The organism is Acidovorax sp. 35-64-16 (assembly GCF_002281195.1).
Taxonomy (GTDB): domain Bacteria; phylum Pseudomonadota; class Gammaproteobacteria; order Burkholderiales; family Burkholderiaceae_C; genus Acidovorax; species Acidovorax defluvii.
The window spans coordinates 50,391-64,205 of record NZ_NCFM01000010.1; the positions used below are offsets into that span (position 1 = coordinate 50,391).

Sequence of the window (13,815 nt, forward strand, 5' to 3'; positions counted from 1 at the left end):
GTTCTGTCCTGTCGCATCTGCTGCACGCGGCTATTTCTTCGCAGCCGCTTCCGCGGTGACTGTCGTCACGCCACGCAACCGCAGCGCATAGCCTCCGGCATGCCGCAGGTCTGCCGACTCCAGTGCGTCCGCACGGCGCTGGTATTGCGCCGCCACCCCCGTCAGTGTGCTGATGAAGCGCTGCGTGCGTTGCACCACTTCTTGTTGCGTGCCGCCTCCCAGCTCCAGCGCTGCGCCGGTGTCGAGCGTGGCGCGCCAGCCGCCGCGCCCGGTGAGTTCCAGCGCATCCACAGCCATGCCCAGCGGCTCAAACAGTGGCTGCAGTACGCCGTGCATCTGCAGCACCTCGGCCGAACTACCCTGGGGACCCGTGAGGCGGGGCAAGCCTTCTTGCTCCACATCGCCCACATTGGCCTCGAAAACCTCGCCCTGGCTGTTGACCAGTGCCGAACCGGTTTCGCCCCCCCAGAAGGCAACAGCATCGTGTTCCTGCAGTTCCACCCGCAGACCACCCGGAAATTCGCGCCGCACCAGGGCCTTGCGCACCCAGGGCGCCTGCTCGAACGCCGCGCGCGCGGCCCGCAGATCGATGGTGAAGAAGTTGCCCGCCAGCTGCGGCGCCACATTGGCGCGCAAGGTAACTGCGTTGTTGTGCACCAGCTCACCCTGAACCACGATGCGCGCCACAGAAAAACCGGGATAACGCAACACCCAGCGCCCCCCCGCTGCCAGCAAAAGCAGCACGCAGCACAGGAACAAGACCGAAGCGGTCAGGTTCATGAGCTTGACGTCCAGCGGTGCGGGCAGCGACTGGTTCATGGCGTGGTGGCCTCCTGGGGCTGGCTCTGTGCCGGGCTCAGCGTGGCACCGGGCGGCGTGTCCAGCGTGGCGGTGGCGAGCACGCCCACGCACAGGTCTTCGTAGCTGATGCCCAGAGCCCGTGCCGACATCGGAACCAGCGAATGACCGGTCATGCCCGGCGAGGTGTTGATTTCCAGCAGGAAGGGCTTGCGGTCACTGGCGCGGATCATGATGTCGGCCCGCGCCCAGCCCCGACAGCCCAGCGAACGGAAGGCCTGCACCACCAGGCGCTGGATCTCGCGTTCTTCCGCCTCGGGCAGGCCGCTTGGGCAGTGGTATTGGGTGTCGTCGGTGAAATACTTGTGTTCGTAGTCGTAATTGCCTTGCGGCGCCACGATGCGGATCACCGGCAGCGCATGGGCGCTGGCGCCTTCGCCCAGGATGGGGCAGGTGGTTTCATCGCCCTCGATGAACTGTTCGCACAGCACCTCGGGGTCGTATTTCGATGCCAGTGCATAGGCCTGCTCGCACTGCTCGGGCGAGGACACCTTGGTCAGCCCGATGGTCGAGCCCTCGCGCGCGGGCTTGACGATCATGGGCGCGCCCAGCGCCTGCAGGGCCATAGCCGTTTCATCGCCGCTGGCCACAAGACGCCAGTCGGGCGTGGGCAAGCCCTCGGCGCGCCAGATGCGCTTGGTCATGATCTTGTCCATCGACATGCTGGACGCCATCACACCCGAGCCGGTGTACGGAATTCCGAGCAACTCCAGCGCGCCTTGCACCGTGCCGTCTTCACCGTGGCGCCCGTGCAGGGCAATGAAGCAGCGGGCGTAACCGCCGCGCTGGAGTTCGCCCAGTTCGCTCTGTGCCGGGTCGAACGCGTAAGCATCCACACCGCGCGAGCGCAGCGCCTGCAGCACGCCGCGGCCGGACATCAGGGACACATCGCGCTCGGCCGATGCACCGCCCATCAGCACTGCCACCTTGCCCAACGTGCGGGCGTCAATATTTGAGCCAAATGTGTTCATTGCGACCTCCCTGCTTGCGGCAACAGCTCATTATTTTGTAGCAAATCAACCACCTTTCCGGGCACGGCACCAATCGAACCCGCACCCATGCACATCACCACGTCGCCATCTTTTGCGTTGTCTGCAATGGACTGGGGCAGGTCGGCCACGGCGTCAACGAACAAGGGCTCTACCCGGCCGGCCACGCGCAGCGCACGCGCCAGCGAGCGGCCGTCTGCGGCCACCACGGGCGCTTCGCCAGCGGCATACACCTCGGTGAGCAGCACGGCGTCGGCACTGCCGATGACCTTCACAAAATCTTCAAAGCAGTCGCGCGTGCGGCTGTAGCGGTGCGGCTGGAACGCCAGCACCAGGCGACGCCCAGGGAAAGCCCCGCGGGCCGCTGCCAGCGTGGCGGCCATTTCGACGGGGTGGTGGCCGTAGTCGTCGATCAGCGTGAACTGGCCACCGTCCTTGGCGGGCAGTTCGCCATAGCGCTGAAAGCGCCGGCCCACGCCCTTGAAACCGGCCAGCGCGCGCTGCACGGCTTCGTCCGGAATGTTCAGCTCCACGGCCACCGCGATGGCCGACAGGGCGTTGAGCACGTTGTGCTCGCCCGCCAGGTTGAGCACCACCTCCATATCAGGCAGCGTGACGCCGTTGCGTCGCTGCACCGTAAAGCGCATTTGCCCCGCCTCGGCCTGCACGTTGATGGCGCGCACCTGGGCGTCTTCCGAAAAGCCGTAGCTCGTGATGGGGCAGGTCACGCTTTGCAGAATGTCGCGCACCGCCGGGCTATCGACGCACAGGATGGCAGTGCCATAAAACGGCATGCGGTGCAGAAAATCGATGAAGGCCCCCTTGAGGCGACCAAAGTCATGCCCGTAGGTTTCCATGTGGTCGGCATCGATGTTGGTGACCACAGCCATCACGGGCAGCAAATTCAGAAACGAGGCATCGGACTCGTCGGCCTCGACCACGATGTAGTCGCCGCTGCCCAACTTGGCATTGGCGCCCGCGCTGTTCAGGCGCCCGCCAATCACAAAGGTGGGGTCGAGTCCTGCCTCGGCCAGCACACTGGTCACGAGGCTGGTGGTGGTGGTCTTGCCGTGCGTGCCGGCAATGGCGATGCCCTGCTTGAGGCGCATCAGCTCGGCCAGCATGAGGGCGCGTGGCACCACGGGAATCTTCTTGTCGCGCGCGGCCAGCACCTCGGGGTTGTCGGCCGTGACGGCGGTGGAGGTGACCACCGCATCAGCCCCCTCAATGTGCGCTGCCGCGTGACCCAGGCAGGTCTTGATGCCCAAGCCCGCGAGGCGGCGCAGCGTGGCGCTGTCACTCAGGTCCGAACCCGAGATCTGGTAGCCCAGGTTGAACAGCACCTCGGCGATGCCGCTCATGCCGGCGCCGCCCACACCGACGAAATGAATATGGCGAACAGCGTGCTTCATGCAGACAACTCCTCGCACGCCGCCACCACTTCGCGGGTGGCATTGATTTTTTGCATGTTTTTGGCCTTCTCGGCAATATCGACGAGCACTGTTCGCTCTGAATTCAATAGCATCTTCGCCAACCCTTCGGGGGTCAGGTCGCTTTGCTGCACCAGCCAGCCGCCGCCCGCGCTCACCAGAAAGCGGGCGTTGGTGGTCTGGTGGTCATCCACTGCAAAGGGGAACGGCACAAAGATGGCGGCAGCACCCACGGCGGCAATCTCGGTCACGGTGCTGGCGCCGGCGCGGCACACGATGATGTCGGCCGCAGCAAACGCGCTGGCCGTGTCGTCGATGAACGGGGTGAGCTCTGCCTGCACACCGGCAGCCTGGTAGTTGGCGCGCAGGGTGTCGATCTGCGTGGCGCCGCTCTGGTGCGTGACCACTGGCCGGTTTTCCGCAGGGATCAGCGCCAGAGCCCGGGGCACGATGTCGTTGAGCGCCTGCGCGCCCAGGCTGCCGCCCACCACCAGCAGGCGCAGGGGGCCCGTGCGCCCGACAAAACGCTCGGACGGCGCTGCCTGGCGCGTGAACGCCGCGCGCAGCGGGTTGCCTACCCATTGGGCCTTCTTCAGCACCCCTGGAAACGCGGTGAACACCCGGTCGGCCACACCGGCGAGCACCTTGTTGGCCATGCCGGCCACCGAGTTCTGCTCATGCAGCACCAGGGGCTTGCCGCACAGCACGCCCATCATTCCGCCCGGAAAGGTGATGTAGCCGCCCAGGCCCACCACCACGTCGGGTTTCACACGGCGCACCACCTGCAAGGCCTGCCAGAAGGCGCGCAGCAGGCGCAGCGGCAGCAACGCCAGCGTGGCCAGGCCCTTGCCACGCACACCGGAAAAATCAATGAGTTCGAGCGGAAAGCCGTGCTGCGGAACGATGCGCGACTCCATGCTGCCCGGTGCACCCAGCCAGTGCACGCGCCAGCCGCGTGCGCGCAGCTCCTCAGCGACGGCAAGGCCCGGGAAGATATGGCCGCCGGTGCCGCCAGCCATGATGAGTGCCGTTTTCTGGCTCATACACGCCCCCCTCTCATGAGGCGCTGCGCGCCTTGCATTGCATGCGCAATGCGGAGCTTGTTCTGGCGAAACAAATTGCTCATACGCGGCCTCCGCGCATCGAATGCTCCGCATTCGGCAGCGTTGACACGCTGCTGCAGCCTGTTTTGGTGAAACAAACTGCTCATACGCGGCCTCCGCGCATGAGCAGTTTGTTTTCATAATCCACGCGCAATACGACCGCGAGCGCGACGAGGTTCATCAGGATGGCAGAGCCGCCAAAGCTCATCAGCGGCAGCGTGAGTCCCTTGGTCGGCAGCGCGCCCAGGTTCACGCCCATGTTGATGAAGGCCTGAAAGCCCATCCAGATGGCCACGCCCTGCGCCACCAGGCCAGCGAATACACGGTCCAGGGCGATGGCCTGGCGGCCGATGTGCATGATGCGGCGTGTCATCCAGACAAACAGCACGATGAGCGTGAGCACGCCCACCAGGCCAAACTCTTCGCCGATGACGGCCAGCAGGAAGTCGGTGTGCGCCTCGGGCAGCCAGTGGAGCTTTTCAACGCTGCCGCCCAGCCCCACGCCAAAGATTTCCCCACGCCCGATGGCAATGAGCGAATGCGAAAGCTGGTAGCCCTTGCCCAGCGCGTGCTCTTCGCTGAACGGGTCGAGGTAGGCAAACACGCGCTCGCGCCGCCAGGGCGAACTGGCGATCATGACGGCGAAGGCCGAGACCAGCACGCCCGCAATCAGGAAGAACATGCGCGCATTGACGCCGCCCAGGAACAGGATGCCCATGGCGATCACCGCCACCACCATGAAGGCGCCCATGTCCGGCTCGGCCAGCAGCAGCACACCCACAATGGCCACGGCGGCGCCCATGGGCAGCACGGCGCGAAAGAAGCGCTCTTTCACATCCATCTTGCGCACCATGTAGTCGGACGCATACACCAGCACGGCAAACTTGGCCAGCTCCGAGGGCTGGAAGTTCATGATACCCAGCGACAGCCAGCGCCGCGCACCATTGACCACAATGCCCACATGCGGGATCAGCACCGCCACCAGCAGGACGATGGAGACCACGAACAACCAGGGCGCCACACGCTCCCAGGTGGCCATGGACACCTGGAACGCCAGCAGCGCCACTACAAAACCGACAACCAGCGCACGCGCGTGAAGCATGAGGAAGTGGGTGGGCGCGATCTTGCCAAAACGGGGGTTGTCCGGCATGGCAATCGACGCCGAATACACCATGACCAACCCCCAGGCCAGCAGCGCCACCACCACCCACAGCAGGGTCTGGTCAAAACCCAGCACGGCGGCGGGCGTGCTGCGGGTGGGGCTGTAATCGGTGCCGCCCACGCGCACCGGCAGCACATCGGCGGCCTTGCCCGACAGCCCTCCCAGCCAAGCCGTAAGGCGTTGCCATGCACTGGTGGCGGCGGTCATTGCATGCCCTCCAGTTCCTGTCCGGCGTCGTGCGCCAGCTCGCGCACAGCGTCGCAGAACACCTGGGCACGGTGTGCGTAGTCCCGAAACATGTCAAAGCTGGCGCAGGCGGGAGACATCAACACCGCATCGCCCGGACGGGCGTGCTGCGCGGCCAACTGCACGGCGTGCGGCAGCGTCTGCGCATCGACCAGCGCAACACCCGCACCCTGCAGTGCAGCGCGAATCAACGGTGCATCCCGGCCCATCAGAACCACTGCCCGCGCACAGCGCGCCACCGGCGCTGCCAGCGGCGAAAAGTCTTGCCCCTTGCCCTCGCCGCCCAGAATCACCACGAGGCGGCGATCTGCCCCCAGACCGGACAGCGCCGCCACCGTGGCGCCCACATTGGTGCCCTTGCTGTCGTCGAAATATTCCACGCCTGCCACCACACCAATGGGTTCCACACGGTGCGGCTCGCCGCGGTACTCGCGCAAGCCATACAGCATGGGGGACAAAGCGCAACCCGCCTCACAGGCCAGCGCCAGGGCTGCCAGGGCGTTGATGGCGTTGTGGCGCCCGCGAATGCGCAACGCATCGGCCGGCAGCAGGCGCTGGATGTGCAGCTCGGGCTCTTCGCTGCGGCCGCGCTTGCGGGTTTCGTCCGACTCCAGGGCACGCACCAGCCAGGCCATGCCGCTCACCATTTCGATGCCGAAGTCGCCCGGGCGCCGGGGCATGTCGCCGCCAAATGTGGTGTGCGCGCGCTGCTGAGGTTTTTGCAATTTCACGCGCACGGGCTCCGGCAGCATGGCCATCACCGCTGGTTCGTCGCGGTTGAGCACCATGACTGCGCTCTGCCCGAAGATGCGTGCCTTTGCAGCGGCATAGGCCTGCATGTCGCCATGCCAGTCCAGGTGGTCCTGCGTGATGTTGAGCACCGTGGCGGCCGTGGGCTCAAAGTCCACCACGCCGTCGAGCTGAAAACTCGACAGCTCCAGCACCCACACCTGGGGAAGCGTGCCCGCGTCGATATGGGACGCCAGCGTATCGAGCAACGTGGGGCCGATATTGCCGGCCACGGCCACGGTTTTGCCCGCGCGCTCGACCAGCTGGCCCGTGAGCGAGGTGACCGTGGTCTTGCCATTGGTGCCGGTGATTGCCAGCACCGCTGGCGCATACCCGTGCGCAGCGCGCAGTGCGGCAAGGGCCATGGAATACAAGCTTAATTCGCCTCCAGTGCTTATACCCATTGCGCTAGCAGCTACGAAAACAGGAGCAATTGAGTCAGGACTCAACCCTGGCGAGCGGTACACCGCGTGCAGGCCCTGCCCTTGCACCAGATGCACACCAAAGGCGCCCGCCACGAAACGCACCTGTGGCAGCTCTTGCTGCAAGGCAGCCAGCTGGGGAGGCAACTGCCGCGTATCGGCCACGGTGACATGCGCGCCGCAGCGCACGCACCAGCGCGCCATGGCCAGGCCCGAAGCACCCAGCCCGAGGATGAGGATGTTCTGGTCTTGCAGCGGCGCCATGCCTTCGCCTGGGCGACCGGCCGGCTCGGCAGGGGCCTGAGCGGGGTCGGCCGCCGATTCGCCACCGTCTTGCGCAGCCATTGGCAACACGGCGGGCGTGGGCTCTGGCGCGGCCACTTCGGCAAAGATCTGCGCCACAAAATCGGCCGCAGCCTTGGCGGCAGAAATGGCCGGGGCCTTGTCCAGGCTCCAGGTGCTGCCACTGCGACCAGCACTTGCTGCGACGCCCGGGGCCTCGTCTGTGACCGCACGCAACTCACCAGCGCCTGCGGCTGGCGCAAGCGGGGCGCTGGGCGCACCCGCCCCTGCCTCCAAAGGCGTGGCCACGGGGTGGGCAGGAAGAATGGGGTCGTTGTCGCTCATCGCAGTTTCAGGGTAGACAGGCCTACCAGGCACAGCAGCATGGTGATGATCCAGAAGCGCACGACCACCTGCGTTTCCTTCCATCCGCTCTTTTCAAAGTGGTGGTGCAGGGGTGCCATCTTCAGCAGGCGGCGGCCTTCGCCATAACGCTTTTTGGTGTACTTGAACCAGGCCACCTGCAGCATCACCGACAGCGCCTCGACCACAAAAATGCCGCCCATGATGGCCAGCACGATCTCCTGGCGCACGATGACGGCGATGGTGCCCAGCGCAGCGCCCAGTGCCAACGCGCCGACATCGCCCATGAACACCTGCGCCGGATGGGCGTTGAACCAGAGAAATGCCAGGCCTGCGCCCGCCATGGCAGCGCAAAAGATCAAGAGCTCGCCGGAGCCGGGGATGTGCGGAAAAATCAGGTATTTCGAATACACCGAGCTGCCGGTGACATAGGCAAACACACCCAGGGCCGAGCCCACCATCACCACCGGCATGATGGCCAGGCCGTCCAGACCGTCGGTCAGGTTGACGGCGTTGCTGGAGCCCACGATGACGAGGTAGGTGAGGATGACAAAACCCAGCACACCCAGCGGGTAGCTGATCTCTTTGAAGAACGGCAACTGCAACCCCGCCTTGGGCGGCAGGTCGAGCGAGAAACCCGACTGCACCCAGCCCACGAAAAGCTCCCACACCTTGGCGTTGGAGCTCTCGGAAATGCTGAACACCAGGTACAGCGCTGCAATCAGGCCGATGACCGACTGCCAGAAATACTTCTCGCGCGAGCGCATGCCCTCGGGGTCCTTGTTGACCACCTTGCGCCAGTCGTCCACCCAGCCAATGGCACCAAAACCCAGCGTGACCAGCAGCACGATCCAGACAAAGCGGTTGGACAGGTCAAACCACAGCAGCGTGGATATAGCAATCGACAGCAAGATGAGCACGCCGCCCATGGTGGGCGTGCCGCTCTTGGACAGGTGCGACTGCATCGCATAGCCGCGAATCGGCTGGCCGATCTTGAGCGAGGTGAGCACGCGGATCACCTTGGGGCCCGCCACCAAGCCAATGAGCAGCGCCGTCATGGCGGCCATCACGGCGCGGAAGGTGAGGTACTGGAACACCCGAAAAAAGCCGAACTCGGGCGACAGACCCTGCAGCCATTGCGACAGCATCAGCAGCATGGGACACCTCCTTGCACGGTACGGCGGGCATCAATGGCTTGCATCATGCGGCGCCTCCGAATGGACGATTTCTTGTTGTTCTGCGTTGGCGACCATCGCCTCCACCACCTGTTCCATCTTCATGAACCGCGATCCCTTCACCAGCACGCTGCCCACCTGGGGCAATGCCTCGAGCACCGCCGCCTGCAGCGATGCCATGTTGTCAAAATGCCTTGCGGCGCCGAACGCCTGGGCGGCGTTGGCCGACTGCACGCCCAGCGCATACAGGTGCGCAATGCCCGCCGCGCGCGCATGGGCGCCAGCCTCAGCGTGAAACTGCGGGCCCTGGTCACCCACCTCGCCCATGTCGCCCATCACCAGCAGCTGCGGTGCGGGAAGTGCGGCCAGCACATCGATGGCGGCGCGCATGGAGTCGGGGTTGGCGTTGTAGGTGTCATCCACCACGGTGATGTCGCGCCCCGCATGCCGCACGCTGAGCGCGCGCGAGCGCCCCTTGACGGGGCTGAATGCAGTTAGGCCGCGCGCAATGGCATCCAGCGAAACGCCAGCCGCCACGGCGCAGGCGGCAGCGGCCAGCGCATTGGTGACGTTGTGCAGTCCCGCAATCTGCAGGGTGCACGACAACGCCCCGACGGGTGTGGTCATCTCGACCTGCCATTTGCCTTGCTCCCAGCTGGCGCGCCCACACTGCACATCGCCCCCCGCGCCAAAGGTGATGCACCGGCGCGGCGCAGCAAGGCGCGCCCACAGGCCGGTGTAGGCATCACCTGCAGGGAACACAGCCACGCCATCGGCGGGCAGCGCCGCCAGCACCGAGCCGTTTTCTTCTGCCACGGCCTGCACCGTGTGCATGAATTCGAGGTGTTCGCGTTGTGCGTTGTTGACCAGCGCCACCGTGGGCTGCGCGATGGCGGCCAGGGTGGCAATTTCGCCGGGATGGTTCATGCCCATCTCGATCACCGCGGCGGCGTGCTCTGCCCGCAGGCGCAGCAGCGTCAGGGGCACGCCGATGTCATTGTTGAAGTTGCCCTGTGTGGCAAAGGCCGCGTCACCCTTCCAGGCGCGCAGGATGGACGCCACCATCTGCGTCACCGTCGTCTTGCCGTTGCTGCCCGTGATGCCAATCAGCGGCAGGCTGAACTGGGCACGCCACGCGGTGGCCAACGCGCCCAGCGCAGCCAGGCTGTCGGGCACCTCGATGCCGGGCAGCCCGGCAACTTCAAGCCCGCCATGGGCCACGGCTGCCACGGCACCCGCATCGCGGGCGTCGGCCAGGAAGGCATTGGCATCAAAGCGTTCGCCCTTGAGCGCTACAAACAGGTCACCCGGCTGCAGCGTGCGGGTGTCCGTGTGCACGCGTGCCAACGGGGTTGCCCCATCGCCCACCAGGCGTGCCTGGGGAATGCTTTGGCGAATAAAGTCCAGCGCTTGCCGCAGATTCATCATGCCCATGTGCTGGCCCCCCGGGCGGTCAGGGCTGCCTGCGCCTGCGCCATGTCGTCAAATGGCCGGCGCACACCGGCCGTTTCCTGGTAATCCTCATGGCCCTTACCGGCAATCAGCACCACGTCGGCTGCATCGGCTTCGCCAATCGCCAATGCAATGGCGGCAGCGCGATCGGGCTCGGCCCGCACGGTCTCGCCCGCGATCGTGCCTTGCAGAATCTGGTGCAGGATGGCCACCGGCTCTTCGCTGCGCGGGTTGTCGCTGGTCACCACCACCCAGTCGGCATGCTGCTGCGCCACGGCACCCATCAGCGGGCGCTTGCCGGCATCGCGGTCGCCGCCGCAACCAAACACGCACCACAGCTGGCCACCGCGTTCAACCGCCAGCGGGCGCAGCGCCTGCAAGGCCTTGTCCAGGGCATCGGGGGTGTGGGCGTAGTCCACCGCCACCAACGGCTGCCCCGGCGCCACCAGCCGCTGCATGCGGCCGGGCACGGGTTGCAGGCCCGCGCAGGCGCGCACGGCATCAAGCAGCGGCACGCCCTGGCTGCGCAGCGTGGCCAGCACGCCCAGCAGGTTCAGCACGTTGTAGTGGCCAATCACGCAGGTTTGCAATGTCCGCTGCTCTGCGCCTTCCACCACCGTGAAGCGCAGCCCCTGGTCGCCCAGGGCAATGTCCCGCGCCGCCAACCGCGCCGGTCCGTGGGCCGAGATGCTCCACAGATCCAGCGCGCGCCCCGACAGTTCGGAATGCAGCTGCACTCCGGCCGGATCGTCCACGTTGATGACGGCCGCCTGCAGACCCGGCCAGTCAAACAAGGCCCGCTTGGCCAGCCAGTAGTCGGCCATGCTGCCGTGGTAGTCGAGATGGTCCTGGGTGAAATTGGTGAAGATGGCCGTGCGAATTAGCGTGCCATCCAGGCGCGCTTCGGCCAGCCCGATGGAAGACGCCTCGATGGCGCACGCGCCCAACCCCTGATCAACATACTGGCGAAACGCGCGCTGCAGGCGCACCGGGTCGGGGGTAGTCATACCCGTGGATTCAAGGGCTGGCGCAAAACCCATACCCAAAGTACCCACCAACGCACAGCCAGCAAGCGCAGGTAGCTCTCTATTTGATAGTGCATTCAGGGCGCCCGCCAGCCACCACGCGGTGCTGGTCTTGCCGTTGGTTCCTGTCACTGCCAGCACGGCGAGTTGACTGGTGGGGTGATCAAACCACTGTGCGGCAATGGGCCCGGTGGCGCCCTTGAGGCCATGCAATGCGGCCATGTGGTCGCCCGTGAACCCGAACGCCTCCACACCCGACTGCTCCACCAGACAGGCTGTGGCGCCCCGCACCATGGCATCGGCCACATGGGCACGCCCATCGGTGGCGGCGCCCGGCCAGGCAATGAATCCGTCACCCGGGCGAATCAGACGGCTGTCGGTCTGCAAGGTGCCGGTGACGCGCTCACGCAGCCATTGCACGGCGTCATGGGCAGTGGTCAATGTATGCATCACAGCGACTCCTCCACCCCGTCGGTCATGATCTGCGGCTTGACGGCCACGTCCGGCTGCACGCCCATCATGCGCAAGGTCTGCTGCACCACCTCGCTGAACACCGGCGCCGCCACGAGGCCGCCATACACCTGGCCGTTGCTGGGTTCGTCGATCATCACGGCCACGATGATGCGCGGCTTGTCGATGGGTGCCATGCCGGTAAACCAGGCGCGGTATTTGCCGGCGGCGTAGCTTTTGCCCACCTGCTTGCGGGCGGTGCCAGACTTTCCGCCCACCGAGTAGCCCACGGTCTGTGCCTTTTGCCCCGTGCCGCCGGGCCCAGCGGCCATCTGCAGCATCTTGCGCACCTGGTCGGCCGTGCGCTCGGAAAACACGGGCACGCCGATGGCGGGCTCGGTACTTTTGAGCATGGTGGCAGGAATGACGCGCCCACCGTTGGCGAATACGGTGTACGACCGCGCCATCTGGAACAGGCTGGCCGACAGGCCGTAGCCATAGGACATGGTGGCCTGTTCGATCGGGCGCCAGGTCTTGTAGGGCCGCAGACGGCCACTCACCACGCCAGGAAAAGCGAGTTGCGGCTTCTGGCCGAATCCGGCGGCAGAGAAGGTCTCCCACATCTCGCGTGCGGGTATCTGCATGGCGATCTTGGTGGTGCCCACGTTGCTGGACTTCTGGATGACGCCCTCGACGGTGAGCGCACCGTAGTTGTGCGTATCCGAAATGGTGGAGCCGGTGATGGTGAGCCGGCCCGGCGTGGTGTCGATGACGGTGTCTGGCCGCATGCGGCCCGATTCCAGCGCCAGACCGATGGTGAACGGCTTCATGGTGGAGCCGGGCTCGAACACATCGGTCAGCGCACGGTTGCGCAATTGCTCGCCGGTGAGGTTCTGGCGCTTGTCGGGCACATAGCTGGGATAGTTGGCCAGCGCCAGCAACTCGCCGGTGTGCGCATCAAGCACCACCACGCTACCGGCCTTGGCCTTGTGCGCCGCCACCTGATCGCGCAGCTTTTGATAGGCAAAAAACTGCACCTTGCTGTCGATGGACAGCTGCATGTCGCGGCCATCCACCGGCGGCACGGTCTCGCCCACGCCTTCGACCACGCGGCCCAGGCGGTCCTTGATCACGCGGCGCGAGCCGGCGCGCCCGGCCAGCTCGCTGTTGAAGGCCAGTTCCATGCCCTCCTGGCCCTTGTCTTCCACATTGGTGAAGCCCACCACATGCGCGGCCGATTCACCCTCGGGGTACTGGCGCTTGTATTCCTTGCGCTGGTAGATGCCCTTGATGTTCAGCGCCGCAATCTGCTGGCCTACGTCCCAATCGAGCTGGCGCTTGACCCAGACAAAGGTCTTGTCCTCGTCCGCCAGCCTGGCGTTCAGCTCGGCCTGGGACATGCCAAGCAGACGGGCCAACTGCTTGAGCTTGGCACGCACCTCGGGCTTGTCCTGCTCCACGTCTTCGGGGATGGCCCAGATGCTGGCCGCCGGCACACTGGAGGCCAGAATGAGCCCATTGCGATCGAGAATCTTGCCCCGATTGGCGGGCAGTTCGAGCGTGCGCGCAAAGCGCACCTCACCCTGCCGCTGAAAAAATGCGTTGCCAAACACCTGCACATAGGCCGCACGCGCTGCCAACCCGGCAAAGCCCAGCGCAATCATGGCAACAATGAACTTGCTGCGCCACACAGGCGTCTTGCTGGCCAGCAGGGGGCTGGAGGTGTAGAGCACGCTGCGGCTCATGGCTTCGACTCCGACGCGGATGTGACGGCGCCCGCAGGATCAGCGACATACTGGGTGATGGCGGGGGTAGCGGTGCGCATGTGCAACTGGGCCCGTGCCAGCTTTTCCACCCGCAGCGGCGTGGCCTGCGCGCGCTTTTCCACCTGCAGCCGCTGGTGCTCGGTCTCCAGGCGGCGCGACTCAGACACCGCGCGGTCCAGCTGGGTAAACAGGCGGCGCGATTCGTACTGCGTGTGCACCAGATACAGGGCACTGGCCATCACCGCCACTAGCAGGACGAGATTGAGCCGGGTCATGCGGCGACTCCCCGGCTTGCATTGGCGC

At 65.7% G+C, this 13,815-nt stretch carries 11 protein-coding genes; all 11 read right to left on the bottom strand.

Annotated features, from left to right (window positions below; all coding sequences use genetic code 11):
* Positions 1-30: 30 nt before the first annotated feature.
* On the bottom strand, positions 31-819 hold the full coding sequence (locus B7Y64_RS09125; RefSeq protein WP_291326617.1) for a cell division protein FtsQ/DivIB: 789 nt from the start codon (positions 817-819) through the stop codon (positions 31-33).
* On the bottom strand, positions 816-1,829 hold the full coding sequence (locus B7Y64_RS09130) for a D-alanine--D-alanine ligase (protein WP_291326619.1): 1,014 nt from the start codon (positions 1,827-1,829) through the stop codon (positions 816-818). The genes B7Y64_RS09125 and B7Y64_RS09130 overlap by 4 nt, the downstream gene beginning before the upstream one ends.
* Entirely contained in the window at positions 1,826-3,259 is a 1,434-nt protein-coding gene (murC, locus tag B7Y64_RS09135; RefSeq protein ID WP_291328700.1) for a UDP-N-acetylmuramate--L-alanine ligase, read from the bottom strand. The genes B7Y64_RS09130 and murC overlap by 4 nt, the downstream gene beginning before the upstream one ends.
* Positions 3,256-4,320, bottom strand: a complete 1,065-nt coding sequence (gene murG, locus B7Y64_RS09140) for an undecaprenyldiphospho-muramoylpentapeptide beta-N-acetylglucosaminyltransferase (protein WP_291324554.1) — start codon at positions 4,318-4,320, stop codon at positions 3,256-3,258. Before murG ends, murC begins: the two co-directional genes overlap by 4 nt.
* A gap of 163 nt (positions 4,321-4,483) precedes the next feature.
* Entirely contained in the window at positions 4,484-5,749 is a 1,266-nt protein-coding gene (ftsW, locus tag B7Y64_RS09145; RefSeq protein WP_024812948.1) for a putative lipid II flippase FtsW, read from the bottom strand.
* A complete protein-coding gene (murD, locus tag B7Y64_RS09150; RefSeq protein ID WP_291328724.1) occupies positions 5,746-7,263 on the bottom strand; it encodes a UDP-N-acetylmuramoyl-L-alanine--D-glutamate ligase in 1,518 nt (505 codons plus the stop codon). Before murD ends, ftsW begins: the two co-directional genes overlap by 4 nt.
* Positions 7,264-7,622: 359 nt before the next feature.
* Positions 7,623-8,801, bottom strand: coding sequence for a phospho-N-acetylmuramoyl-pentapeptide-transferase (gene mraY, locus B7Y64_RS09155; RefSeq protein ID WP_111867135.1), 1,179 nt, complete (start codon positions 8,799-8,801; stop codon positions 7,623-7,625).
* Positions 8,802-8,831: 30 nt separating this feature from the next.
* The gene (gene murF / locus B7Y64_RS09160; protein WP_291324555.1) at positions 8,832-10,253 is read right to left on the bottom strand and encodes a UDP-N-acetylmuramoyl-tripeptide--D-alanyl-D-alanine ligase; all 1,422 of its coding nucleotides are present in this window, start codon (positions 10,251-10,253) and stop codon (positions 8,832-8,834) included.
* Complete coding sequence (locus tag B7Y64_RS09165; protein WP_291324556.1) at positions 10,244-11,746, bottom strand: UDP-N-acetylmuramoyl-L-alanyl-D-glutamate--2,6-diaminopimelate ligase; 1,503 nt, start codon at positions 11,744-11,746, stop codon at positions 10,244-10,246. Before B7Y64_RS09165 ends, murF begins: the two co-directional genes overlap by 10 nt.
* On the bottom strand, positions 11,746-13,491 hold the full coding sequence (locus B7Y64_RS09170) for a penicillin-binding protein 2 (protein ID WP_291324557.1): 1,746 nt from the start codon (positions 13,489-13,491) through the stop codon (positions 11,746-11,748). The genes B7Y64_RS09165 and B7Y64_RS09170 overlap by 1 nt, the downstream gene beginning before the upstream one ends.
* Entirely contained in the window at positions 13,488-13,787 is a 300-nt protein-coding gene (gene ftsL, locus B7Y64_RS09175; protein ID WP_291324558.1) for a cell division protein FtsL, read from the bottom strand. Before ftsL ends, B7Y64_RS09170 begins: the two co-directional genes overlap by 4 nt.
* Between the last annotated feature and the right edge of the window lie 28 nt (positions 13,788-13,815).

Bases quoted from the DNA above. Each gene is read 5' to 3' on its own strand.
- B7Y64_RS09125 (WP_291326617.1), bottom strand. From the start codon at position 819: ATGAACCAGTCGCTGCCCGCACCGCTGGACGTCAAGCTCATGAACCTG.
- B7Y64_RS09130 (WP_291326619.1), bottom strand. From the start codon at position 1,829: ATGAACACATTTGGCTCAAATATTGACGCCCGCACGTTGGGCAAGGTG.
- murC (WP_291328700.1), bottom strand. From the start codon at position 3,259: ATGAAGCACGCTGTTCGCCATATTCATTTCGTCGGTGTGGGCGGCGCC.
- murG (WP_291324554.1), bottom strand. From the start codon at position 4,320: ATGAGCCAGAAAACGGCACTCATCATGGCTGGCGGCACCGGCGGCCAT.
- ftsW (WP_024812948.1), bottom strand. From the start codon at position 5,749: ATGACCGCCGCCACCAGTGCATGGCAACGCCTTACGGCTTGGCTGGGA.
- murD (WP_291328724.1), bottom strand. From the start codon at position 7,263: ATGGCGCCGCTGCAAGACCAGAACATCCTCATCCTCGGGCTGGGTGCT.
- mraY (WP_111867135.1), bottom strand. From the start codon at position 8,801: ATGCTGCTGATGCTGTCGCAATGGCTGCAGGGTCTGTCGCCCGAGTTC.
- murF (WP_291324555.1), bottom strand. From the start codon at position 10,253: ATGGGCATGATGAATCTGCGGCAAGCGCTGGACTTTATTCGCCAAAGC.
- B7Y64_RS09165 (WP_291324556.1), bottom strand. From the start codon at position 11,746: ATGCATACATTGACCACTGCCCATGACGCCGTGCAATGGCTGCGTGAG.
- B7Y64_RS09170 (WP_291324557.1), bottom strand. From the start codon at position 13,491: ATGAGCCGCAGCGTGCTCTACACCTCCAGCCCCCTGCTGGCCAGCAAG.
- ftsL (WP_291324558.1), bottom strand. From the start codon at position 13,787: ATGACCCGGCTCAATCTCGTCCTGCTAGTGGCGGTGATGGCCAGTGCC.